This is a genomic window from Mycolicibacter engbaekii (assembly GCF_002101585.1).
GTDB lineage: Bacteria > Actinomycetota > Actinomycetes > Mycobacteriales > Mycobacteriaceae > Mycobacterium > Mycobacterium engbaekii.
Genome location: NZ_LQOT01000014.1, coordinates 73,682 through 94,924 on the forward strand (window position 1 = coordinate 73,682; position 21,243 = coordinate 94,924).

Genomic DNA, 21,243 nt, shown 5'->3' on the forward strand with positions numbered 1-21,243 from the left:
TTTCACCAAGTGTCCCCACCCCAGCCGCGACGATGCCTGTTCGCTGTCTTGGCCATCGTCGCACTAACCGCAGGATGTCACGTGTCCCAACCGTATGAACCCACTCCGCCCAGCGTCGCCGCCGAGGCCCTGGCCATTCTCAAGTCGTTGCCGTCGCTTGAGGACACTCAAACCCAGGTAGCCGCCACGATGAATGAAATAACTGCCGCTGCAAAGCAACTCATCCCTTCCATCGTCTGGGAGACTCTGGACGAGGGAGATGGTGGAAATTGCGAGCGGCCATACGAGCAAACGGACGGTAAGCGTTACTTCCTGCCGGACGCGGTCGCCCGGGATGTCGACGTGTCGGAGCAAGCGTGGGTCAAGCTCGAGCAGGCGGCCAAGACGGCAGCCGCAAAGCTGGATGCCACCGAGATTCAGGTGATGCAGGATCAGCCGGGCAACCACGACGTCGGGTTCTACGGTCCGACCGGACTTTTCATCAAAGTCGGCTACCGGGGCAACCTCGTGGTCTCGGGTTACACCGGTTGTCGGCTGCCGCAGGACAAGAAGTGACGGTCTACCAGTCCGATTCGTCGTAGGTGATGACGCCGCGGATGTTCTTGCCGTCCACCATGTCCTGGTAGCCGTCGTTGATGTCTTCGAGCTTGTAGGTCGTGGTGATCATCTCGTCGAGCTTGAGCAGACCGGACTTGTACAGGCCCGCCAGCCGGGGTGTCTCGATGTGCGAGCTACCGCCACCGAAGATGTTGCCCTTCAACGTCTTCTGCAGCATGGTGAACAGGAACAGATTCAGCTTGACGTCGGCGTCGGCCATCGCGCCCATTCCGGTCACCACGCAGGTGCCGGTCTTGGCGGTCAGCGTCATCGCCTCTTCGATGTACTCGCCCTTCATGTCCCCGACGGCGATGATCACCTTGTCCGCCATCAGGCCCCAGGTCTCCTCCATCACCGGCACGATCGCCTCGGCCATCGACGGGTAGACGTGGGTGGCGCCGAACTTCACGGCCGCCTCGCGCTTGAAGGGAACCGGGTCGATGGCGATCACCCGCCGGGCGCCCGAGAGCACCGCGCCCTGCAGGGCGCTCATGCCGATCCCGCCGACCCCGACGATGATGACGGTCTCGCCGGGCTTCACCTCCGCGACGTTGGTGGCCGAGCCGAACCCGGTGGGCACCGCACAACCCATGATCGCCGCGGTCTGGAACGGGATGTCCTTGTCGATCTTGACGACGGAGTCCTGATGCACGGTCATGTAGGGCGCGAAAGTGCCGAGCAGGTTCATCGGGGAGACCGCGTGGGAACCGGCGTGAATCCGGTTCGTGCCGTCGGCGATGGCTTTGCCGCCCAGCAGCACCGCGCCGCGATCACACAGCGAGCGGAAGCCCTTCATGCACGGCGGGCAGGCGCCGCAGGCCGGGATGAAGGCCATCACGACATGGTCGCCCTCTTCCAGGCCCGTCACCGACTTGCCGACCTTGGTGATCACCCCGGCACCCTCGTGGCCGCCGAGCGCCGGCAGACCGATCGGGGTGGCCCCGGTGGTGACGTGGTAGTCGGAGTGGCACATCCCCGCGGCGTGCATCCGGACCTGGACTTCGCCTTCGACAGGGTCGCCCAACTCGATCTCGTCGACCCGCCACGGCGAGTTCAGCTCCCACAGCAATGCGCCCTTGGTCTTCATGACCGGCCATCATAGAACACGTTCCAGAAGTTCCTGTGATAGGTGTCCTCAGCTGGGAAAATGCCGCCTTAGCCCGTCTTGTGCGGAATGCCCGCCGACAGACCGCCGTCGATGACCAGGTCGGACCCGGTCATGTAGGAGGATTCGTCGGAGGCCAGAAACACCACCGCGGTGGACACCTCCGCCGACTTGGCGCCGCGGCCCAGCGGGATCTGCAGCGAGTCATCGGGGATGGCGATCGTCATCCTGGTGCGGATCAGCCCGGGCAACACGCTGTTGATCCGGATGCCGTGCGGGGCGAGTTCGACGGCGGCGGCCTTGGCCAGCCCGCGCACCCCCCACTTCGATGCCACGTAACCGTAGAGGCCTGCGGTGCCGCGCATCCCCTCCACCGACGAGATGTTGATGATGGAGCCGCCGCCGGCGGCCTTCATCGGGGCGACGGCCGCGTGCATGCCCAGCATGGTCCCGGTCAGGTTGACATCCAGGACCTGTTGCCAGGCGGCCAGGTCGAAGTTCTCCAGGGCGTTGTACTTGGCGATCCCGGCGTTGTTCACCAGTACATCGAGGCTGCCGAAGGCGTCGAGCGCGGTCTGCACAGCCGCCTGCCACTGCTCGGCCTGGGTGACATCGAGACGGACGAACCGTGCGGTGTCGGCCCCCAGTTCGTCGGCTAGTCGGTTGCCCTCGTCCTCGAGGACGTCACCGATCACGACCTTGGCGCCCTCGGCGGCCAGCGCCCGGGTGTGTGCTGCGCCCATTCCCCGCGCGCCGCCGCTGATCAGCGCAACTTTGCCCTCGACTCGTCCCATGGCTGGCGAGGTTACCTCGACGCGCTTGCCGCCCGTTACGCTGCCCTGATGGCCGTGACCCGCACCGAACGAACCTTCGAGGGTGTCCGCCAGGTGCCGATCGTCTACGACACGTGGACACCGCCGGACGCGCCGCGCGCGGTGGTGGTGCTTTCGCACGGATTCGGCGAACACGCCCGGCGCTATGACCATGTCGCGGACCGTTTCGGTGCGGCAGGTCTGGCGACCTATGCCCTCGACCACCGGGGGCACGGTCGCTCGGGCGGCCGTCGAGTGCTGTGCCGCGACATCGCGGAATACACCGCCGACTTCCACACGCTGTCCGGAATCGCCGCCCGGGAGCACCCCGGAGTGCCGCGTGTGGTGCTCGGGCACAGCATGGGCGGGGCGATCGTGTTCAGCTACGGCGTGGACCGGCCCGACGACTACCAGTTGATGGTGCTGTCGGGACCGGCGGTTGGCATGGCCGACGTCGTCTCACCGGGATTGGCCTGGGTTGCCAAGGCGCTCGGGGTGATTGCGCCGGGCCTGCCGGTGGAGAAACTCGACAGTGCCCTGGTGTCGCGTGACCCGGCGGTGGTGGCGGCGTACAACGCGGACCCGCTGGTCCACCACGGGCGGGTGCCGGCCGGTGTGGCCCGGGCCCTGATCAAGGTCAGCGAGACGATGCCGACGCGGGCACAGGCGCTCACGGCGCCCCTGCTGGTGGTGCATGGCGAAGACGACGGGCTGGTGCCCGCTGCCGGCAGCAGGCGTCTGGCGGAGCACGCCGGCTCCCGCGACGTGCAGCTGACCGTCTATCCGGGTCTGTACCACGAAGTATTCAATGAACCGCAGCGCGCGCAGGTGCTCGACGAGGTCGTCGGCTGGATCGACGCGCACCTGTGAGTCAGCGGCGCCGGGTGTCGCCGGCGTCGGCTAGCGTGGCGCCCATGAGCCCCGACGTCCCAGGAGCGGCGGTCATGAGCCCCGATACCCAGGAGCGGCGGTCATGAGCACCGACGACAAGATGCTGGCGCGGATCGCCGCGCTGTTGCGCCAGGCCGAGGGCACCGACAACGCCCATGAGGCGGACGCTTTCATGGCGGCGGCGCAACGGCTGGCCACCGCCACCTCCATCGATCTGGCGGTGGCGCGGGCCCACTCCGCCAACCGGACCGCTGCCACGGTGCCGGTGCAGCGCACCATCACCATCGGATCGCCCGGAACCAAGGGATTGCGCACCTACGTGCAGCTGTTCGTGGGGATCGCCGCCGCCAACGACGTGCGCTGCGACGTCGCGATGAACTCCACCTACGTCTACGCCTACGGCTTCGCCGAGGACATCGACGCCACCCACGCCCTCTACGCGAGCCTGGTCGTTCAGATGGTCCGGGCCTCCGATGCTTACATTGCGACGGGTGCGCACCGGCCCACCCCCACCATCACCGCCCGGCTCAACTTTCACCTGGCGTTCGGGGCGCGGGTCGCCCAGCGGCTGGCCGAGGCGCGCGACGAGGCCCGGCGCGACGCCGAATCCGGCCGGAACAGAACTCCCGGGACTGCGATCGCGTTGCGCAACAAAGAGATCGAACTGCAGGACTTCTACCGCGGCGCCTCCAAGGCGCGTGGTACCTGGCGGGCCACCCGGGCGTCGGCGGGGTATTCCTCGGCGGCGCGACGGGCCGGCGATCGGGCCGGACGCCAAGCGCGACTGGGCGGTGAGGCCGAACTGTCGGTGGCGCGGTCCGCGCTGGAGCGGTGAGCGGCAACGCAGCGGAGCGCGACGGTCAGCGCGCCAAGGTCTATGCCGCGGAACTGTTCGTCCGCACCTTGTTCGACCGCGCCGCCGAGACCGGTACGCGCAGCATCGACTTCTTCGGCGCCGCGCTGACGCTGCCACCGGAGGCCCGTTTCGCGACGGTGGCGGCGGTTGAGCGGTACGTCGAGGACGTCATGGCCCTGCCGGGTGTGCGTGACCGGTGGAAGGGCGCGGGGGATCTGGCCGTGCGCGCTCGCCGCGGCACCACTGCCGCACATTACGAAAAGGCCGGGGCGGCAGGCATTATCGCCGTGCCGGACCAGCGTGGCGGGGACTGGGCGCTGAGGGAACTGGTGGTGTTGCACGAGATCGCGCATCACCTGTGTGACGCCCGGCCGGCCCACGGCCCGCGGTTCGTTGCAACGTTCTGCGAGCTGGCCGAGATGGTGATGGGCCCGGAGTCGGGCTACGTGCTGCGGGTGGTGTTTGCCAAGGAGGGGGTGCGCTGACGGGCGCGCAAACCGCCGGCCGCCGAGCACCTCGGGTGCGGGTGGTGTAGATAAAGGACAGGCGTCCGGTGACGCACAACGGTCGAGGTTGTGCGTCACCGGCGCCGCCCCCTTATTCGCTGACCGGAACCAACTCCTCCCCGCAGGTGCATCGGTAGCTGACGTCGGAGCCGGGGCAGTGACACGCGGTCTCGACCCGGACGCGGCATCCGCAGCCGTCATGACCACAGGTCAACACGGCTCCATCCTCGTAATTCGCCATGTTTTCACACCTTTCTCTGCGTTCCCGGCGGCAACCGGGTTCCTTGACTGTATACCCCATGGGGGTATGCGGTAAAGGGGCGAAAGCCACCGGAATCGGCGCCTGCCGATCGGGGAGTGGGGGTGGATCTGAGCCGGTGTCAGGGCAGGGAGCGCCGGCGATCGCCGTCGATGTACGGGCCGCAGGGCAGGGCAGGACCCGCGGCCGTGGCAGGGCCGGAGGGTCCCGGAGGGTGCCGGAGACCTCCCGAGGTCCCCGTGGGGCGCCGTCAGCGCCGGCAGGTCAGCCGCAGACTGCGCCGATGGCCGCAGAGCCCACCAGCTTGCGGTACTTGGCCAGCACGCCGGTGGTGTAGCGCGGCGGCGGCGGCGTAAAACCCGCCGCGCGGGACGCGAATTCCTCGGGGTCGGCAATCACGTCCAGCGTCGCGTTGGCGACGTCCAGGCGGATCTTGTCGCCGTCCCGCAGGAACGCCACCGGGCCGCCGTCCACCGCCTCGGGAGCGATGTGGCCGACGCACAACCCGGTGGTGCCACCGGAGAAGCGACCGTCGGTCAGCAGCAGCACGTCTTTGCCGAGGCCGGCGCCCTTGATCGCGCCGGTGATCGCCAGCATCTCCCGCATCCCCGGCCCGCCCTTGGGGCCCTCGTAGCGGATCACCACCGCGTCGCCGGCGCTGATCGTGCCGTCTTCCAGGGCGTCGAGGGCGGCACGCTCGCCATCGAAAACCCGTGCGGTGCCCTCGAACACGTCGGTGTCGAAGCCCGCGGACTTGACCACTGCGCCCTCCGGTGCCAGCGACCCGCGCAGAATCGTGATACCGCCGGTCGGGTGGATCGGGTTGGTCAGCGCGTGCACCACCTTGCCGTCCACGACCGGCGGATTGAGCTCGGCGATGTTCTCCGCCATCGTCTTGCCGGTGACGGTCAGGCAGTCGCCGTGCAACAGGCCCGCTTCCAGCAATGTCTTCAGCATGACCGGCACGCCACCGATCTTGTCGATGTCGTACATGACGTGCGCCCCGAACGGCTTGACGTCCGCCAGATGTGGCACCTTTGCCCCGACTCGGGAGAAGTCGGCCAGGGTCAGATCCACCTGCGCCTCGTGGGCGATCGCCAGCAGATGCAGCACCGCATTGGTCGATCCGCCGAACGCCATCACCACCGCGATCGCGTTCTCGAACGCCTCCTTGGTCAAGATGTCGCGTGCGGTGATACCCCGGCGCAGCATCTCCACCACCGCGGCCCCGCTGGCGCGGGCATACCCGTCACGGCGCCGGTCGACCGCCGGCGGAGAGGCGCTGCCCGGCAGGGACATTCCCAGCGCCTCGGCCGCACTGGCCATGGTGTTGGCGGTGTACATGCCGCCGCAGGCGCCTTCACCGGGGCAAATCGCCCGCTCGATGATGTCGACGTCCTCTTGAGACATCAGGCCCCGCGAGCACGCGCCGACCGCCTCGAACGCGTCGATGATCGTCACCTCACGCTCGGTGCCGTCGGACAGCTTCGCGTAGCCGGGCAGGGTGGAGCCGGCGTAAAGGAAGACCGAGGCGAGGTCCAGGCGCGCCGCGGCCATCAGCATGCCGGGCAGTGACTTGTCGCAGCCGGCCAGCAGCACTGATCCGTCGAGACGCTCCGCGCACATCACGGTCTCGACGCTGTCGGCGATCACCTCGCGCGACACCAGGGAGAAGTGCATGCCCTCATGGCCCATGGAGATGCCGTCAGAGACCGAGATGGTGCCGAACTCCAGCGGGTAGCCGCCGGCCTCCAGCACGCCTTCCTTGGCGGCTTTGGCCAACCGGTCCAGCGAGAGGTTGCAGGGCGTGATCTCGTTCCACGACGAGGCCACGCCGATCTGGGGTTTGGCGAAATCGTCGTCGCCCATGCCGACGGCGCGCAGCATCCCGCGGGCGGCGGTTTTCTCCAGGCCGTCGGTGACGTCACGACTGCGCGGTTTGATGTCGACGGACGCCCCGTTGGGGGTGGTGCTCCCAGAATTCACCCGCCCAGTATGCCGCTACGGCTTGACCGGACCAAACGAATAAATACCCCGCGGGGGTATGGGTTAAAGTGGGCGCATGAGATGGGTTCTGGCCGTCGCCGCCGCCGGCGTCGTCAGCATGGTCGCCGGCGGGTGCCACCACGCGCCCGCGCCGGCGCCACAAACGTCGCCCAGTTCGGTGGGAATGAGCACCGGCAGCGCAGTCGATGTGGCGTTTCTGGAAGACATGGTGATCCACCACCAGCAGGCTCTGGAACTGGCCGCCCTGGTGCCCGGCCAGAGCACCAGCCCCGCGCTGGTGGCGTTCGCCGACCAGAGTGCGGCGCAGCGGCGCACCGAACTGCAGGGCTGCCAGGCGCAATTGCTTCAGTGGGAGGTTCCCGGCGGGCGTTCCGGCGACGAGCCGGACGCCATTCCCGGAATGGTGGATCCGGCCACCGCGGAAAGGCTGCGCGGCTTGCGGGGACCGGCGTTCGACACCTTCTGGCTGCAGACCATGATCGCCCACCACCGTGGGGCGATTGTCCTGGCGCAGAACGAAATCGAAAACGGCGAGAGTCCCGAGGCCATCAGCATCGCGCAGTCGCTCATGCCGTTTCAGCAAGCCGAGATCAATCAGATGAACCAACTGTTGGGAGCCGCATGACCGCCGAGGCGCCGGGGTACTCCCCGCACAAGGACAACTACGCCAAACGGATGCGCCGCATCGAGGGGCAGGTGCGCGGCATTGCCAAGATGATCGACGAAGACAAGTACTGCATCGACATCCTCACCCAGATCAGTGCGGTCAACAGTGCGCTGCGGGCAGTGGCGCTGAACCTGCTCGACGAGCATCTCGTGCACTGCGTCAGCGGCGCCGTCGCCTCCGGCGGCGTCGAGGGGGACGCCAAGCTCACCGAGGCGTCGGCCGCCATTGCTCGGTTGGTTCGTTCCTGACCCGCACGCCGTTACCATGTGACCCGGCAGTAACCGGGAGCGCTAGGCGCCATGTACCACTCGGCGCTGCCCTCAACACATGACTGTCGAAGCCGGAAGTACCCGATCGAGGCCGTGGACGCCGCAGACCACGGCACAGTTGGCGATCCTGGCCGCTGCCGCCTTCATCTACGCCACCGCAGAGATCCTGCCGGTGGGCGCGCTGCCGGCGATCTCGGTCGGCCTGGACGTCAGCGAGGCGCTGGTCGGGACCCTGCTGGCCTGGTATGCGGTGGTGGCGGCGGCGACAACGCTGCCCTTGGTGCGCTGGACCGCGCACTGGCCGCGCCGGCGGGTGCTGCTGCTCACCCTGGTCTGCCTGACCGCCTCCCAGGTGATTTCGGCGATGGCGCCGAACTTCGCCGTGCTGGCCGGGGGGCGGGCGCTCTGCGCGGTCACGCACGGCCTGATGTGGTCGGTGCTGGCGCCCATCGCCACCCGGCTGGTGCCGGCCAGCCATTCCGGGCGCGCGACGACGGCGATCTACGTCGGCACCAGTCTGGCTCTGGTGGTCGGTATCCCGCTGACCTCGGCGATGAGCCTGCTCTGGGGATGGCGGCTGGCAGTCGTGGTGATCACCGCGGCGGCGGCCGCCATCACGGTGGCGGCCCGGATCGCGCTGCCGGCACTGGTGCTCAGCACCGATCAACTCGCACTGGTGGGCAACCACCATCACCGCAACGGGCGACTGGTGGCGGTGAGTGTGCTGATGCTGATCGCGGTCACCGGGCACTTCATCTCCTACACGTTCATCGCGGTGATCATCGGCGATGTGGTCGGCGTTCCGGGGGCTCGCCTGGCCTGGCTGCTTGCCGCGTTCGGCGCAGCCGGCCTGATCGCGATGCCGTTGTTGGCCCGGCCGGTGGACCACCGGCCCAAGCTGGTCACCGGCACCTGCATGGCCGCGATGTCGGCAGCCTTCGTCGTCTTGGCGGCCCTGTCGATCGGCGGGCATCACACCACCGGAACGACGTTGCTGGGGTCGGCGGCCATCGTGTTGTGGGGAGCGATGGCGATGGCGGTGTCGCCGATGCTGCAGTCGGCGGCCATGCGCACCTCGCCCGACGATCCCGACGGCGCTTCGGGGTTGTATGTGACGGCGTTTCAGGTCGGGATCACGGGGGGCTCGCTGGCCGGCGGCCTGCTGTTCGAGCGGGCCGGAACCTCGGCGATGCTGACCGCGTCGGCAGCGCTGGTCGGCATCGCCGCGGTGGGCATCGCGGCCAGCAAGCGCCTGTTTGTCGTTCCCTGACGGTAACCGAGCGGTAACGTTCGCCACCCCGCCGCCGAGAGAAGCCGCTGGTCAGTGAGGTTGCATCGGCGGGCGGTGGCTAATTGCGCCGGTTGTCGGAGTTAGCTGGCAACCGCCCTGTGCGACACTGGGATCACTATGGCGACCGGAGGTGTGTCGATGTCGGGATGGAAACTCGCGCGGGTCGGTGCGTGGCTCAGCACCGCTGGATTGGCCGCGGGTCTCACACTCGGTTGCGGATCGGCGCTGGCCGACCCGCCGCAGCAGCCCGGTGACCCCGCGCCGGCCGACGCCGGTGCGCCGGACCCGGCTGGTCCGCCGCCCCCGGCCGAGTTTCCGCCGCCGCCCTTCGAGCCGTTCCAGCCGTTCCCGCCGTTCCAGCCGTTCCCGCCGGAGCTGCCCCCGCCGCTGCCGCCGGGGGACCCGGCGGCGTTCCCGCCACCCGCGGAGGCGGGGCCGCCCGGCGCGCCCGAGGGCATCCCGCCCGGCCCGGATTCGCAGACGGTGCCGGCGGTCCCGGGCGAGCCGGTGCAGCACGGTGCTGGGCCGGCGACCGCCGCGGGGCCGGTTGTCGGGCAGAACCCCGAGCCGTTCACCGGGACGTCGCCTTTCCAGCCGCCCACCTTCAACCCGGTCAACGGCTCGATGGTGGGTGTCGCCAAGCCGATCATCATCGACTTCCAGCGGCCCGTCGCCGACAAGGCGGCGGCGGAGCAGGCGATCCACATCTCGTCGACCCCGCCGGTATCGGGCAAGTTCTACTGGATGACGCCCAGCCAGGTGCGGTGGCGGCCGCTCAACTTCTGGCCGGCCCACACCGTGGTCAACATCGACGCGGGCGGCACCAAGTCGAGCTTCCGCGTCGGTGATTCCCTGGTGGCCACCGCCGATGACAAGACGCACCAGATGACGATCACCCGCGACGGCAAGGTGGAGAAGGTCTTCCCGATGTCGATGGGCATGAGTGCCGGTGGGCACGAGACCCCCAACGGCACCTACTACGTGCTCGAGAAGTTCCCGACCGTGGTGATGGACTCCTCCACCTACGGGGTTCCGGTGAACTCCAGCTGGGGATACAAGCTCACCGTGCAGGACGCCGTCCGGATCGACAACAGCGGCGGCTTCGTGCACAGCGCGCCATGGTCGGTGGCCGATCAGGGCAAGCGCAACGTCAGCCATGGCTGCATCAACCTGAGCCCGGCCAACGCGAAGTGGTTCTACGAGAACTTCGGTAGCGGCGATCCCGTCGTGGTGAAGAACTCGGTGGGCACCTACACCAAGAACGACGGCTCCCAGGACTGGCAGCTCTAGAGCGGCCCGGGGTCTGCGTGCGCAGGCCCCCGGCGGCGGTCAGTTCCAGATGCGGACGCGCGAGGCCGGTTCCAGGTAGAGCGCGTCCTGCGGGGTGACGTCGAAGGCGTGGTAGAACGCGTCCATGTTGCGGACCACCCCGTTGCAGCGGAACTCCGGCGGTGAATGCGGATCCACCGCCAGGCGCCGGATGGCCTCGGCATCGCGGGACTTGGTGCGCCACACCTGCGCCCAGCCGAAGAACACCCGCTGGGTGCCGGTCAAGCCGTCGATCACCGGGGCCTCGGCCCCGCCCAGCGACAACTGGTAGGCCAGTAGGGCAATGGAGAGCCCGCCGAGATCGCCGATGTTCTCCCCGACGGTGAACGCGCCGTTGACGTGTCGGTCACCGTCTAACTGGCGTGGCACGTAGGCGTCGTACTGGGCGATCAACGCGGTGGTGCGCGAACCGAATTCGGCGCGGTCGGCATCGGTCCACCAGTCGATCAGGTTGCCGTCGCCGTCATACTTCGCGCCCTGGTCGTCGAAACCGTGCCCGATCTCATGGCCGATCACGGCGCCGATACCACCGTAGTTGGCCGCGTCGTCGGCGTCGGCGTCGAAGAACGGCGGCTGCAGAATCGCGGCGGGGAAGACGATCTCGTTCATCCCCGGGTTGTAGTAGGCGTTGACGGTCTGCGGTGTCATGAACCATTCGTCGCGGTCCACCGGCTGGCCCAACTTGGCCAGTTCGCGGTCATAGTTGACCGCGTAGCCGCGCAGGTAGTTGCCGTACAGATCGGCGCGGTCGGTGACCAGCGCGGAGTAGTCCCGCCACCGCGCCGGGTAGCCGATCTTGGCGGTGAACTTGTCCAGCTTGGCCAGTGCCCGCTCTCGGGTCGGCGGAGTCATCCAGTCCAGGTTGGTGATGCTCACCCGGTAGGCCTCGCGCAGATTGCGGACCAGCTCGTCGATGCGCGCCTTGGCTGCCGGCGGGAAATGCCTTTCCACATAGAGCTTTCCGACGGCGTCGCCCATCAGGGACTCGACCACCGAAACGCCGCGCTTCCAGCGGTCGCGAATCTGTTCGGTGCCCGAGAGCCGGCGTCCGTAGAACTCGAAGTCTTCGGCGACCAACTCTTCGCTCAGCAGTCCGGCCCGAGCGTGAATGACCCGCCACCGAGCCCAGTCCTGCCAATCGGCCAGCTCCGCGCTGTCCCACAGGGCGGCGAACGCCGTCAGGAAGTCCGGTTGCCGGACCACCAATTCGTCGGCGGCCCCCGTGGCGGCGCCCAGTTCCTCCCGCCAGCCCGCCCAGTCGAAGCCGGGCGCCTCGGCGGGCAGCCCGGCGAAGGTGCGCAGGTTGTAGGTCAGCTCGGCGTCGCGGCGCTTGACCACGTCCCAGTGCGCCTGCGCAAGCCGTGTCTCCAGTGCCACGATGCGCGCCGCCGTCCCCGCGTAATCGTGCGCCTGTCCGCCGTAGACCAGGGCGAACATCGCCGCGATGTGCTCGGGGTAGGCGGCCAGGATCTCGGCGTACTGATCGTCGCGGTAGTAGGACTCGTCGGGCAGTCCCAGCCCCGACTGGCTCAGGTGCAGCAGGTAGCGGGTCGAGTCTTTGGAGTCGGTGTCCACATACAACCCGACGCCGCCCCCGACCCCGGTGCGCTGATAGGCCCCGAGCGCCCGTGCCAGCGCATCGCGGTCACCGGCCTCGTCGATGGCGGACAGTTCCTGGAGCAGTGGCGCTACCCCGCGCTCGCGCACGGTCTGCTCGTCGAGGAAGCTCGCGTAGAGATCGCCAATGCGGCGCTGGTCGGGATCCACCCCATCCGGGGATGCCGCAGCGGCCGCGCCGGCCTCGGTCAGCAACTCCCGGACCTGAATCTCGGCCCGGTCGAACAGGGCGCGAAAGGCGCCGTCGGTGGCCCGGTCCGGAGGCATCTGATACCCCTCGAGCCACTCGCCGTTGACATGGCCGAACAGATCGTCCTGCGGTCGGACGGCACTGTCGATGTAGGCGAGATCGAGGCCGGATCTGGTGGCTGCTGAGGTCACCGGTCCATCCTTCCACGGCGAACGATATAGCTCTCCTGTAGCGTCACCGCCATGCCTGACGAGGAACAACCTGACGCCTCCACCGAGGTGGACGGCGGAATCGAACCCGGCGCCGGCACAGCTGACAGCGACACGAGCCAGGACGCCGTAGCGGAGTCCCGCGACAAGGCTCCGGAGAAGACGCCCAAGAAGAGTGCCCACAGCAAGCCCGCCGCCGCGGCCTCGCAAAACGTCCTGTCCGGTTACGGGTGGGCGTCGGTCGGCGTCGGCCTTCTCGCGGTGGCCGCGTTGGTCTTCAGCCTGGTCACCTGGTCGGCGCACCGCGCCGACGTCAAGGAACGCGGTTACCGCAGCCAGGTGCTGCAGACCGCCGCCAGCTGGACCAGCGTGCTGATCAACTTGAACGCCGAGAACGTCGAGAAGGGCATGGCCCGGTTGCGCGACAAGACCGTCGGGGAACTCAACACCGAGTTCGACGCGGCATTGGCGCCCTACCGTGACGTGGTGCAGCGGATCCAGTCGCGCAGCAGCGGCCGTATCGAAGCGGTCGCCATCGAAGAGGAACACCACGATCTCGACGAGCCGGCCGGCGTGGGCAACGACAAGCCGTCCAACCCGGGCCGCACCGACCCCGTGATGGTGATAGCCACCTCGATCGCCGAGAACGTCGGCGGCCGGCCCCAGACCGTGCACTGGGCCCTGCACCTCGACGTCACCGACGTCGCGGGCAACCTGATGATCTCCCGATTGAGGTCGATTCGATGAGCAAGCTGGAAGTCCTCAAATCGCGCACGCTGTGGCGGGTTCTGGCCGTCGATATCGCGGCGCCCCTGGGCGCGATCGGCGGCCTGTTGCTGGTGGGGCTCTCGCTCGACTGGCCGGTCTGGTATGTCTCGCTGTGCTCGGTGCTGGTGCTGCTCATCGTCGAGGGCATGGTGGTGAACTTCCTGCTGCTGCGCCGCGACGCGGTCACAGTCGGCACCGACAATGAGCGGCCCGGTCTGCGATTCGGAGTCGTCGGCTTGGCTGCGGCGGCGCTGATCGCGGCGGCCGTGCTGGGGTATCTGCGCTGGACCGTGCCCGACCGCGACCTGGAAGCCGACGCCGGTGAGGCGGTCAAGACCGCCGTCGCCATGGCCGAGGCCGCGGCGACGGTCGCGCCGGCCAACCCGGACGCATCGATCGACAAAGCCGCCACCTACATGGTCCCGGACCGGGTCAGCGCCTTCCGGGAGAGCATCGGCCGGACCGCCACGGAGATGGCCAACCGCAACATCGCCGTCGATGCGCAGACGCTCAGCGCCGGCGTCGAGGCGCTGGGGCCGTCGGCCGCGCGGGTCGCGGTTGTGATGCGCAGTGTCCAGACGGTGGCGAACCAGCAGGTCAAGCAGTCGGTGGTGCCGGTACGGGTGACACTGACCAAGCGCGGCGGCCAGTGGTTGGTCCTGGAGATGTCACCGATCCACGCCCGGTGACCTCACCGGTGCACCGGCGTCAGACGGCGTCGGGCGCTTCGCGGGTGTTCAGCTTGACGAAACGATCGGACAGCCGGCGCATCCGGATCATCAGGGAGGCAGGCGGGCTGACCGAGCCGCCGAGGTATTCATCGAGGCTGTCGGCTGGAATCCCGACCCGCGAGGCGAACTCCTGCCGGCTCAGGCCCGAGCGTTCGATCAGCACCCGCATGTGGCGGGCGACCTCTGCACGTTCGTTGGCCTCCAGATGCGTTCGGGTGCGGGTCAGGACTTCCGACAGTGCCTTGGCTATGCCGAAGGACTCGGTGCCGGCCAGCACTTCTTCGACCTGGCGTGCGGTGCGGCCGTAGGGGTCGCGTTTGAGTGCCACCACGATGCGTTGCCAGGTGGCGATGTCGCCGTTCTGCAACGCAGCGCGGATAGCCGACGTGGGCCAGAACTCGACCTGCCGGTCGGAGTCGCCGGCCGGCTGCCGGGGCAGCGACCCACGGCGTCGGTCCGCGGCCAACGTCACCTCGCCTCCTCCAGCATCGCCACCGCAACGGCCAGGCAGCGTCCTGCTACATGCTCCCAGTCCGTACCCGCTTCCGGGGCCTCCTCGCCAGCGTGGTCGCTGCCCGTGGTGAGCTCCGGATCGGCGAGCCGACGGACAAGCTGCGTGGCCATCCATTGTCCTTCGGTCGGTTGACCAGAGTAATACCTGTCGATCCCGCAGAGTTCCCCAGCGACGGTTTTCAGGCCGAATGCGTCAGCGAGGTCGGCGAGCTCGGCGTAGTCCCGGCGGTGGTTGCGGACCAGGGCCAGGTAGCCGGCCAGGCGCAGGGTCTCGGCGCCGGTCGGGATGTGCAACCGGTCGCCGGTGGGCAGTTGGACGGCGGCAGTCTCCATCGGCAGGCGCCGGGCCAGCGGCTGTCCTTCCAGACCGATCTCGTTGGCCGCCCACGACTCGGTTTCCAGCGCGTCGAGCGCGATCGCGAGCCGGCGTCGCCAGACGGTGACCGGGTGTACCGGCCGCAGCGCGCGTGGCTGCGCCCGATCGGCCCGGGACTGCCATCCACCGGCCAGCCGGGCCAGGGCATGGCTGACCATGGTGCCGCCGGCCGGGGCCGGGTCGGTTGCCCGCGGCAGCGCTTCGATCCTGCTGGTGGCCACGTCGGCCATGCCGCAGCCACGCAGCGCCAACGGGTCGCTGACGCAGACGGCGTCCGGTGCCAGGCCTTTGAGCCGGGCCGCCGACTTGACCACCACGCGCAGGTCGGCGCTTGGGGTGATCAGCGCGGAGATGTCATCGGGGATCACCACGACATCGCCCAGATCGACTGTGGGCAGTGGTTTTTCGAAGTCGACCGACGGTAGAAGACGTGCCAGCCAGCGTGGCAGCCACCAGTTCCACTCGGCGAACATCGCCATCAGGGCGGGAACCAGCACCAGTCGCACCACGGTCGCGTCGACTGCGATCGCCACCGCGCACGCCACCCCCAGCTCGGCGACCAGCGGCATTCCGGCAAACGCGAAACCGATGAACACCGCGATCATGATCAGGGCGGCGCTGGTGATGGTGCGTGCGCTGGTGCTCACTCCGTACGCGACCGCGTCGTGGGTGTTGCCGGTCTGCAGGAAACGCTCGCGGATGCGGGTCAGCAGGAAGATCTCGTAGTCCATCGACAAGCCGAACGTCATGGCCAGTACCAGCGGCGGGATGAACGTGTCGATGGAGCCGGTCGCGGCGAACCCCAACCGTTCCAGCCAGCCCCACTGGAACACCATCACCAGGCTGCCGTAGGCGGCGGCCACCGACAGCACCGTCATCACCACGCCCTTGAGCGCAAGCAAGACCGACTGGATCGAAACCAGCAGCATCAGGAAGGCGATCAGCGCGACGAACACCAGCACCAGGGGCTCGGCCGCCTCCACCCGGTCGTCGAAATCCTTGATCAAGGCAGTGGGTCCGCCGACGTCCACCTGCACCGCCGGCGATCCGGCCGCCGCCGGCAGGTGTTCGCGCATCCAGTCGACGGTGGCGCGGGCGGCCATGTCCTCGGGGTCGACCGACAGCACCGCCGACAGCAGACCGCTGCTCTCGTCGTTGGCGAACACCGGTGGCGACACCGAGGCGATGTGCGGCGCCGCGGACATCTCCTGGCGGATCGCCGCGAACGTCTCGGCGTGAGCGGGTGCCGAAGCATGCGAGCCGGGGATGGTCACCAGCACCCGAACCGGTCCCATCGCGCCGGGTCCCAGTGCTTGGGACGCCGCGGCCACCCCGCCCCGGATCTCGTGGGAGGAGTCGAACTGGCGCAGCATGCTGTTGCCGAGCGACAGCGACAGTGCCGGTGCGGCGAGCGCGAGCAGGAACCCTGCCGCCACCAGCGCCGAGACCCAGGGGCGGCGCATCACCGACGCCGTCCACCTGGTCCAGAACCGCGACTGGGCGGCTTGTGGGCCCCGGGCCCAGTGCAGCAGGGCCGATCGTTTGGCCACCGCCCGGCCCAGCACCGCCAGTACCGCGGGGGTCAGGGTGATCGAGGCGAGCACGGCCACCGAGACAGCCAGGATCGCTCCGGTCGCCATCGACACCAGCACCGGTGTGTTGATCAGATAGATCCCGGTGAGCGAGGCCACCACGGTCAGACCCGAGAGCACCACCGCCAGCCCGGACGTCGCCATCGCCGCATCGGCTGCCTCCTGCGGTTGGCGACCGGACCGCAGTTCCTCGCGGTAACGCATCAGGATGAACAGCGAATAGTCGATCGCCAGGGCGATGCCGAACATGGACACCGTCGACGTGACGAACACCGACATCGTGGTGAACAGCGACAGCAGATAGACCAGCCCCATGGTGACGATCACCGTGCCGATCCCGAGCGCGAGCGGGATCGCGGCGGCCGCCAAGGAGCCGAAGACGGCGAGCAGCACGATCAGCACGATCGGCAGGTTCCACCGCTCGGCTGCGCCGATGTCCTGTTTGGTCTTCGCCGATGCGGCGGCGCCCAGCGCACCCTGGCCGATCACGTACAGGTTGACCGAGCCGTTCTCGATCCGGCCGGGATGTTCGCCTTCGACCCCCAGGCGCGTGCGGAGCTTCTTGGCGACGTCGACGGCGCCGGTGTTGTTGAAGTCCACCCGCAGCAACACGACGTAGGGCCGATCGGGCCGCGGCGGGGGCTGCGTCGTGTTCGGCAGCACCGTCACGCTGGGTACCTCGGCGGCCGTCCGCTGGAGCAGCGCGACGGCTTCGGTCATATCCCGGTAGGTGGCGTCGGCGCGCGGTGCGGCCACCAGGGCCAGGGGAGATGCGCCCTGCTCGGGAAAGTGCTCCTCGAGCTGATACTGCACATGCAGCGACTGTGATCCCTGTACCTCGAAGCCGCCGCCGGTGAGGTGACCGGACTGGGTTGCGGCCAGGTAGAGCGAGGGGATGACAGCCAGTAGCCAACCTGTGAAGACCACCCAGCGGAATCTGCGCAGGTTGCTGCTGAGGCGCATCATGAACTGCTGGATTTCGTCTCTCCCCGCTCTCGCCCGCACCGGTGCGTCGCGTGCTGCGAGCCTACCGCAGCAAAGTGTCGTGCCGGTCGTTTCGCCGGCCTGTCAGCTGCTCCGATGCACGCCGGGAATCACACTGTGACCAGCGGAGACTTGCGCTGGGGTGGCGAGGGGTGGTGGTTACTGTCAGGATGGGCCGAAAGACCGCCGATCGATCCGCGGTCGTTGCCGGGGGGCATCGCAGGCGCACCGGACCGCGCATCGGGCGGGCTGCGATGAGACCCGTCGGCGCGGATCACCAATCCCGCCCGTCGTGAGGAGAGTTCGTGAACAACACCAATGCCGCAGCCCAGCGCCGTCGCCTGGCGAGGCGGGGCGCCGTTGCCGCCCTGCCCGCCGTCCTGGGCGGCGCCGTCGCGGCGACGCTGGTGGCCACCCCGGCGGCGCCTTCGGCGACCGCGGCCAAAGATCCCTGCGTGGCCAGCGAGATCGCCCGCACGGTGGGCAAGGTGGTCACCGCCACCGGCGACTACCTGGACTCGCACCCGGACACCAATCAGGTGATGACCGGTGCCCTGCAGCAGCAGCCCGGGCCGCAGACCTTGGCAAACCTCAAGGCGCACTTCGACGCCAACCCGAAGGTTCAGGACGACCTGGCCAAGATCACCGCACCGGTGACCGAAGTGGCCGAGGAGTGCAGGCTGGCGATCAGCCTGCCGCAGGTGCTCGGGCTGCTGCAGGCCGCCCAGGGCGCCCTGCCGGGCGCCGGTCTGCCGGGTGGCGGCCTGCCAGGCGCCGGCCTGCCGATAAACGGCCTGCCGGTGAGCGGCCCGCCCGCGGGATCGGTGACTCAGCCGGTAGCCATTCGCTGACGGCCGGGGCGTGCACCGCGGCGGCGTGGCCCGCGTTGTCGGTGCGGAACAGGAAGAAGAACACCACCCAGCCGGCCGCTGAGACCAGCAGCCAGCTGATCATCCGGTAGATCAGCACCGCTGAGATGGCGTCCGGCAAAGCCAGTCCGCTCGACACCAGACCCGGCACCAGCACCGCCTCCACCACCAGCAGGCCACCGGGAATCAGGGGAATGGTTCCCGCCGCCCGGGCGGCGGCGTAGGCCACCGTCAAACCGGCAATCGACGCCTGTCCGCCGGTCGCGTAGGCCGCACACGCCAGGCAGGCGACGTCGGCGACCCAGTTGAACAAGGACCAGCCGAACGCCATCGACGCCGCGCGCCGGCCCAGGCTCACCGACTCCAGCTGGCCCAGCATCCTGCGCCACGTCGCCAGGCCGGTGTCAGCGGGCCGGGCGCGCACCGAGTTGGCCCAGGCCAGCACCCGGACGCCAATGCCGTCGATCAGCTCCGGCCGCGACGCCACTGTCTGCGCCAGCAGCAGCAGCGCGATGAAACCGCCCACCGTGAACAGCAGCGAGAAGGGGTTACCGCGGGCGCCCAGCAGAAATGCGCCGCCGAGGCCCAGGACGGCCAGACCCACCGCCTGCAGCACCCCGGACATCACCAACTGCCAGGACGCCACCACCGGCGATGCCCCCCAGCGTCGCTGCTGCCGGTACAGGAAGGTCGTCGACAGCACCGGCCCCCCGGGCAGGGTGGTGCTCAGTGAGTTGGCGGCATAGAACACCGCTTCGGACTGCGCCTGCGTCACGTGAACGCCGGCCGAGCCCAGCAGGGTCCGCTGAATCTGGGCGAAGCTGTGCATCGAAGCCGCCGCGGCGATGACCGCCCCGAACAGCCACCGGCCCTCAGCGCGGCACAGGCTGCACCACGCGGCAGACACCTGGTCCCATACCAGCACCAATTCGACGACCAGGATCACCGCCACCAGCGCCACCAGTGCCGGGCGCACCCACCGGTACCGACCGCCCGGACGCACCGCCACGGCCCGGCCTCCGGGCGCGTCATCGACGACGCATTCGGAAGAAAGGGGAGGCGCAGCCACGAATTCAGAGGCTAATCGCGGCACCTCGATATTCCGCTACCTGATGTAGACCCGCTGCGGCATCGTTACGCTACCGGGATGTCAGCCAGCGCAGACGAATCCGTACATCCGACCGTTCGCAAGGCGGCGGCGTGGGCCTGGCGCCTGCTGGTTCTGTTCGCCGCGGTGCTGGTAGTGCTGCTGGTCATCCGGCGCCTCGAAGTGATTTTCGTCCCGGTGGCGATCGCCATGATGGTGTCGGCCTTGCTGCTGCCCGGCGTGGACTGGCTGTCGGCGCACGGTGTGCAGCGCGGCTTCGCGGTGTTCATGCTGCTGTTGGGCGGCCTGGCAGTACTGGCCGGCCTGCTGACCTTCGTGGTCGACCAGTTCATCGACGGGGTGCCCGAGTTGGTCGAGCAGGTCACCCAGGTGATCAACTCAACCCAGCGCTGGCTGATCGAAGGGCCACTGCACCTCAGTGCCGAACAGATCGACAGTATCGGCGACACGGTGGTCAACGGCCTGCGCAACAACCAGGCCAAACTGACCAGCGGGGCGCTGTCGACGGCAGAGACCGTCACGAAGATCATCACCGGAGCCTTCGTGGTGCTGTTCACCCTGATCTTCTTCCTCTACGGCGGCCGCGACATCTGGCGGTTCACCGCGAAGGTCTTCCCGAGCCAGGTGCGCGACACCGTGTACGCGGCCGGTGTCGCGGGGTTCGAGTCGCTGATCGGCTACGTGCGGGCCACGTTCCTGGTTGCGCTGGTCGACGCCCTCGGTATCGGCATCGGTCTGGCGGTCATGGCCGTGCCACTGGCGCTCCCGTTGGCCTCGTTGGTGTTCCTGGGGGCGTTCATCCCGCTTGTCGGTGCGGTGCTCACCGGGTTGCTGGCCGTGCTGGTTGCGCTGATCGCCAAGGGATGGATCTACGCGCTGGTCACCTTGGGGCTGATCATCGCGGTCAACCAGCTCGAAGCCCACGTATTGCAGCCCCTGGTCATGGGGCGCGCGGTCTCGATTCACCCCTTGGCGGTGGTGCTGGGCATCTCCACGGGCGGGGTCCTGGCCGGCATCGTCGGCGCGCTGCTCGCCGTCCCGGCCATCGCCTTCATCGACCGGGCGGTACGGGTGCTGATCGGCACCTCCGCGCCGGCAGCACCCGAGATCGAGGACGCCGAGGCGCCGCCACCCGGCGAGCCCGGCACCGACGAGGTCAGTACCGACCCTCCCGGCGCAACAGTTCAGCAGCGCTGAGACCGCCTGAGGCGCCGCGGCGCTGGGGGCTCTGCGAATTTTCCGCGGCCTCGTCGCCGGGCTGCTCGCCGACAGCGGTGAACTTCTCGGTCTCCGGGGCCTCGGAATCGCCTTGCGTGCCCGGCACCGGGATGGCGGTGGTGGGGGCGTTCTCCGTGGCACCGAGGTCGTCGGCGGGCTGGGGCAGTGACCGGGTCCGCTCGTCGGCAGCATCCGCCGGAGGTTGCGCCGCTCGTCCGCGCCGAGGCGGCGTTGCCTCCCGGCCGGTACGCAGCTCGCCCAGCCACGACTCGATCTCACGTTCGCCTCCCTCGCCGGGAGACGTCACCCGTTCGGTGGCCGGATCGGCCGCTGCGAAGCGGGTGGTGGGCGGCTCGGCCGGGCCGGCATTGATCCGGTTGGTCCGGGCGCTGGACGGATCGCCGCTGACCGGCCGGGTCGGGAGCTGCTCGGCGACTCGTGACCGGGCCGGGGCAGCGCGGCCGGGGGCCGGGTGGGTG

19 protein-coding genes and 2 pseudogenes are annotated in these 21,243 nt (G+C 68.8%); 12 read left to right on the forward strand and 9 right to left on the reverse strand.

Going from position 1 to position 21,243, the window contains the following annotated elements; all coding sequences use genetic code 11:
* Positions 1 to 81: 81 nt before the first annotated feature.
* The gene (locus AWC02_RS03050) at positions 82 to 555 is read left to right on the forward strand and encodes an LppA family lipoprotein (protein WP_085127109.1); all 474 of its coding nucleotides are present in this window, start codon (positions 82 to 84) and stop codon (positions 553 to 555) included.
* Positions 556 to 559: 4 nt separating this feature from the next.
* Here the strand turns inward: AWC02_RS03050 and AWC02_RS03055 are convergent, their stop codons facing one another.
* Complete coding sequence (locus tag AWC02_RS03055) at positions 560 to 1,684, reverse strand: NDMA-dependent alcohol dehydrogenase (RefSeq protein WP_085127111.1); 1,125 nt, start codon at positions 1,682 to 1,684, stop codon at positions 560 to 562.
* Positions 1,685 to 1,752: 68 nt separating this feature from the next.
* Complete coding sequence (locus AWC02_RS03060) at positions 1,753 to 2,496, reverse strand: glucose 1-dehydrogenase (protein ID WP_085127113.1); 744 nt, start codon at positions 2,494 to 2,496, stop codon at positions 1,753 to 1,755.
* A 48-nt stretch (positions 2,497 to 2,544) separates the two neighbouring features.
* Between AWC02_RS03060 and AWC02_RS03065 the strand changes: the two genes are divergently transcribed.
* The 3 genes from AWC02_RS03065 to AWC02_RS03075 all read left to right on the forward strand — a co-directional run bounded on the left by AWC02_RS03065 (position 2,545) and on the right by AWC02_RS03075 (position 4,746).
* The gene (locus tag AWC02_RS03065; RefSeq protein WP_109560842.1) at positions 2,545 to 3,384 is read left to right on the forward strand and encodes an alpha/beta hydrolase; all 840 of its coding nucleotides are present in this window, start codon (positions 2,545 to 2,547) and stop codon (positions 3,382 to 3,384) included.
* Positions 3,385 to 3,487: 103 nt separating this feature from the next.
* On the forward strand, positions 3,488 to 4,240 hold the full coding sequence (locus AWC02_RS03070) for a DUF2786 domain-containing protein (RefSeq protein WP_085127114.1): 753 nt from the start codon (positions 3,488 to 3,490) through the stop codon (positions 4,238 to 4,240).
* Positions 4,237 to 4,746, forward strand: coding sequence for a TIGR04338 family metallohydrolase (locus AWC02_RS03075; protein WP_085127116.1), 510 nt, complete (start codon positions 4,237 to 4,239; stop codon positions 4,744 to 4,746). The genes AWC02_RS03070 and AWC02_RS03075 overlap by 4 nt, the downstream gene beginning before the upstream one ends.
* A 112-nt stretch (positions 4,747 to 4,858) precedes the next feature.
* On the opposite strand, the gene mymT is transcribed toward AWC02_RS03075, so the two are convergent.
* The gene (mymT, locus tag AWC02_RS22400) at positions 4,859 to 5,008 is read right to left on the reverse strand and encodes a copper-binding metallothionein MymT (RefSeq protein WP_085127118.1); all 150 of its coding nucleotides are present in this window, start codon (positions 5,006 to 5,008) and stop codon (positions 4,859 to 4,861) included.
* A gap of 282 nt (positions 5,009 to 5,290) precedes the next feature.
* On the reverse strand, positions 5,291 to 7,012 hold the full coding sequence (gene ilvD, locus AWC02_RS03085) for a dihydroxy-acid dehydratase (protein ID WP_085127120.1): 1,722 nt from the start codon (positions 7,010 to 7,012) through the stop codon (positions 5,291 to 5,293).
* 76 nt (positions 7,013 to 7,088) lie between these two features.
* Between ilvD and AWC02_RS03090 the strand changes: the two genes are divergently transcribed.
* The 4 genes from AWC02_RS03090 (at position 7,089) to AWC02_RS03105 (ending at position 10,550) form a co-directional block, all read left to right on the forward strand.
* Positions 7,089 to 7,658 (forward strand): DUF305 domain-containing protein, encoded by a 570-nt coding sequence (locus AWC02_RS03090; RefSeq protein ID WP_085127122.1) that lies wholly within the window; start codon positions 7,089 to 7,091, stop codon positions 7,656 to 7,658.
* Positions 7,655 to 7,948 carry a copper-sensing transcriptional repressor RicR gene (gene ricR / locus AWC02_RS03095; protein WP_085127124.1) on the forward strand — a complete coding sequence of 98 codons (294 nt, stop codon included), beginning with the start codon at positions 7,655 to 7,657 and terminating at the stop codon, positions 7,946 to 7,948. Before AWC02_RS03090 ends, ricR begins: the two co-directional genes overlap by 4 nt.
* A gap of 79 nt (positions 7,949 to 8,027) precedes the next feature.
* Positions 8,028 to 9,239: an MFS transporter gene (locus AWC02_RS03100; RefSeq protein ID WP_085127126.1), complete on the forward strand. Its 1,212-nt coding sequence runs from the start codon at positions 8,028 to 8,030 to the stop codon at positions 9,237 to 9,239.
* 159 nt (positions 9,240 to 9,398) lie between these two features.
* A complete protein-coding gene (locus tag AWC02_RS03105; RefSeq protein WP_109560847.1) occupies positions 9,399 to 10,550 on the forward strand; it encodes a L,D-transpeptidase in 1,152 nt (383 codons plus the stop codon).
* Between the two features lie 39 nt (positions 10,551 to 10,589).
* Here AWC02_RS03105 and AWC02_RS03110 read toward each other — a convergent pair whose 3' ends face one another.
* A complete protein-coding gene (locus AWC02_RS03110; RefSeq protein ID WP_085127128.1) occupies positions 10,590 to 12,587 on the reverse strand; it encodes a M13 family metallopeptidase in 1,998 nt (665 codons plus the stop codon).
* 51 nt (positions 12,588 to 12,638) lie between these two features.
* On the opposite strand from AWC02_RS03110, the gene AWC02_RS03115 reads away from it, so the two are divergent.
* Positions 12,639 to 13,352 (forward strand): hypothetical protein, encoded by a 714-nt coding sequence (locus AWC02_RS03115; protein ID WP_085127130.1) that lies wholly within the window; start codon positions 12,639 to 12,641, stop codon positions 13,350 to 13,352.
* Positions 13,349 to 14,062: a hypothetical protein gene (locus AWC02_RS03120; protein ID WP_085127131.1), complete on the forward strand. Its 714-nt coding sequence runs from the start codon at positions 13,349 to 13,351 to the stop codon at positions 14,060 to 14,062. Before AWC02_RS03115 ends, AWC02_RS03120 begins: the two co-directional genes overlap by 4 nt.
* 19 nt (positions 14,063 to 14,081) lie before the next feature.
* On the opposite strand, the gene AWC02_RS03125 is transcribed toward AWC02_RS03120, so the two are convergent.
* Both AWC02_RS03125 and AWC02_RS03130 read right to left on the reverse strand, forming a co-directional pair.
* The gene (locus tag AWC02_RS03125; protein WP_085127133.1) at positions 14,082 to 14,576 is read right to left on the reverse strand and encodes a transcriptional regulator; all 495 of its coding nucleotides are present in this window, start codon (positions 14,574 to 14,576) and stop codon (positions 14,082 to 14,084) included.
* Positions 14,573 to 17,551: an MMPL family transporter gene (locus AWC02_RS03130; RefSeq protein ID WP_085127135.1), complete on the reverse strand. Its 2,979-nt coding sequence runs from the start codon at positions 17,549 to 17,551 to the stop codon at positions 14,573 to 14,575. Before AWC02_RS03130 ends, AWC02_RS03125 begins: the two co-directional genes overlap by 4 nt.
* Before the next feature lie 425 nt (positions 17,552 to 17,976).
* Here AWC02_RS03130 and AWC02_RS22405 point away from each other — a divergent pair.
* Positions 17,977 to 18,240 (forward strand): annotated as a pseudogene (locus tag AWC02_RS22405) (hemophore); the annotation flags it as partial.
* Between the two features lie 16 nt (positions 18,241 to 18,256).
* Here AWC02_RS22405 and AWC02_RS03140 read toward each other — a convergent pair.
* A complete protein-coding gene (locus AWC02_RS03140; protein ID WP_237160303.1) occupies positions 18,257 to 19,447 on the reverse strand; it encodes a lysylphosphatidylglycerol synthase transmembrane domain-containing protein in 1,191 nt (396 codons plus the stop codon).
* A 138-nt stretch (positions 19,448 to 19,585) separates the two neighbouring features.
* Between AWC02_RS03140 and AWC02_RS03145 the strand changes: the two genes are divergently transcribed.
* Positions 19,586 to 20,743 (forward strand): AI-2E family transporter, encoded by a 1,158-nt coding sequence (locus AWC02_RS03145; RefSeq protein WP_085127139.1) that lies wholly within the window; start codon positions 19,586 to 19,588, stop codon positions 20,741 to 20,743.
* On the opposite strand, the pseudogene AWC02_RS21810 reads toward AWC02_RS03145, so the two are convergent.
* Positions 20,703 to 21,243, reverse strand: a pseudogene (locus AWC02_RS21810) (hypothetical protein); the annotation flags it as partial. The gene AWC02_RS03145 and the pseudogene AWC02_RS21810 overlap by 41 nt on opposite strands.

Bases quoted from the DNA above. Each gene is read 5' to 3' on its own strand.
- AWC02_RS03055 (WP_085127111.1), bottom strand. From the start codon at position 1,684: ATGAAGACCAAGGGCGCATTGCTGTGGGAGCTGAACTCGCCGTGGCGG.
- AWC02_RS03060 (WP_085127113.1), bottom strand. From the start codon at position 2,496: ATGGGACGAGTCGAGGGCAAAGTTGCGCTGATCAGCGGCGGCGCGCGG.
- AWC02_RS03065 (WP_109560842.1), top strand. From the start codon at position 2,545: ATGGCCGTGACCCGCACCGAACGAACCTTCGAGGGTGTCCGCCAGGTG.
- AWC02_RS03070 (WP_085127114.1), top strand. From the start codon at position 3,488: ATGAGCACCGACGACAAGATGCTGGCGCGGATCGCCGCGCTGTTGCGC.
- mymT (WP_085127118.1), bottom strand. From the start codon at position 5,008: ATGGCGAATTACGAGGATGGAGCCGTGTTGACCTGTGGTCATGACGGC.
- AWC02_RS03090 (WP_085127122.1), top strand. From the start codon at position 7,089: ATGAGATGGGTTCTGGCCGTCGCCGCCGCCGGCGTCGTCAGCATGGTC.
- ricR (WP_085127124.1), top strand. From the start codon at position 7,655: ATGACCGCCGAGGCGCCGGGGTACTCCCCGCACAAGGACAACTACGCC.
- AWC02_RS03100 (WP_085127126.1), top strand. From the start codon at position 8,028: ATGACTGTCGAAGCCGGAAGTACCCGATCGAGGCCGTGGACGCCGCAG.
- AWC02_RS03105 (WP_109560847.1), top strand. From the start codon at position 9,399: ATGTCGGGATGGAAACTCGCGCGGGTCGGTGCGTGGCTCAGCACCGCT.
- AWC02_RS03115 (WP_085127130.1), top strand. From the start codon at position 12,639: ATGCCTGACGAGGAACAACCTGACGCCTCCACCGAGGTGGACGGCGGA.
- AWC02_RS03120 (WP_085127131.1), top strand. From the start codon at position 13,349: ATGAGCAAGCTGGAAGTCCTCAAATCGCGCACGCTGTGGCGGGTTCTG.
- AWC02_RS03130 (WP_085127135.1), bottom strand. From the start codon at position 17,551: ATGATGCGCCTCAGCAGCAACCTGCGCAGATTCCGCTGGGTGGTCTTC.
- AWC02_RS03145 (WP_085127139.1), top strand. From the start codon at position 19,586: ATGTCAGCCAGCGCAGACGAATCCGTACATCCGACCGTTCGCAAGGCG.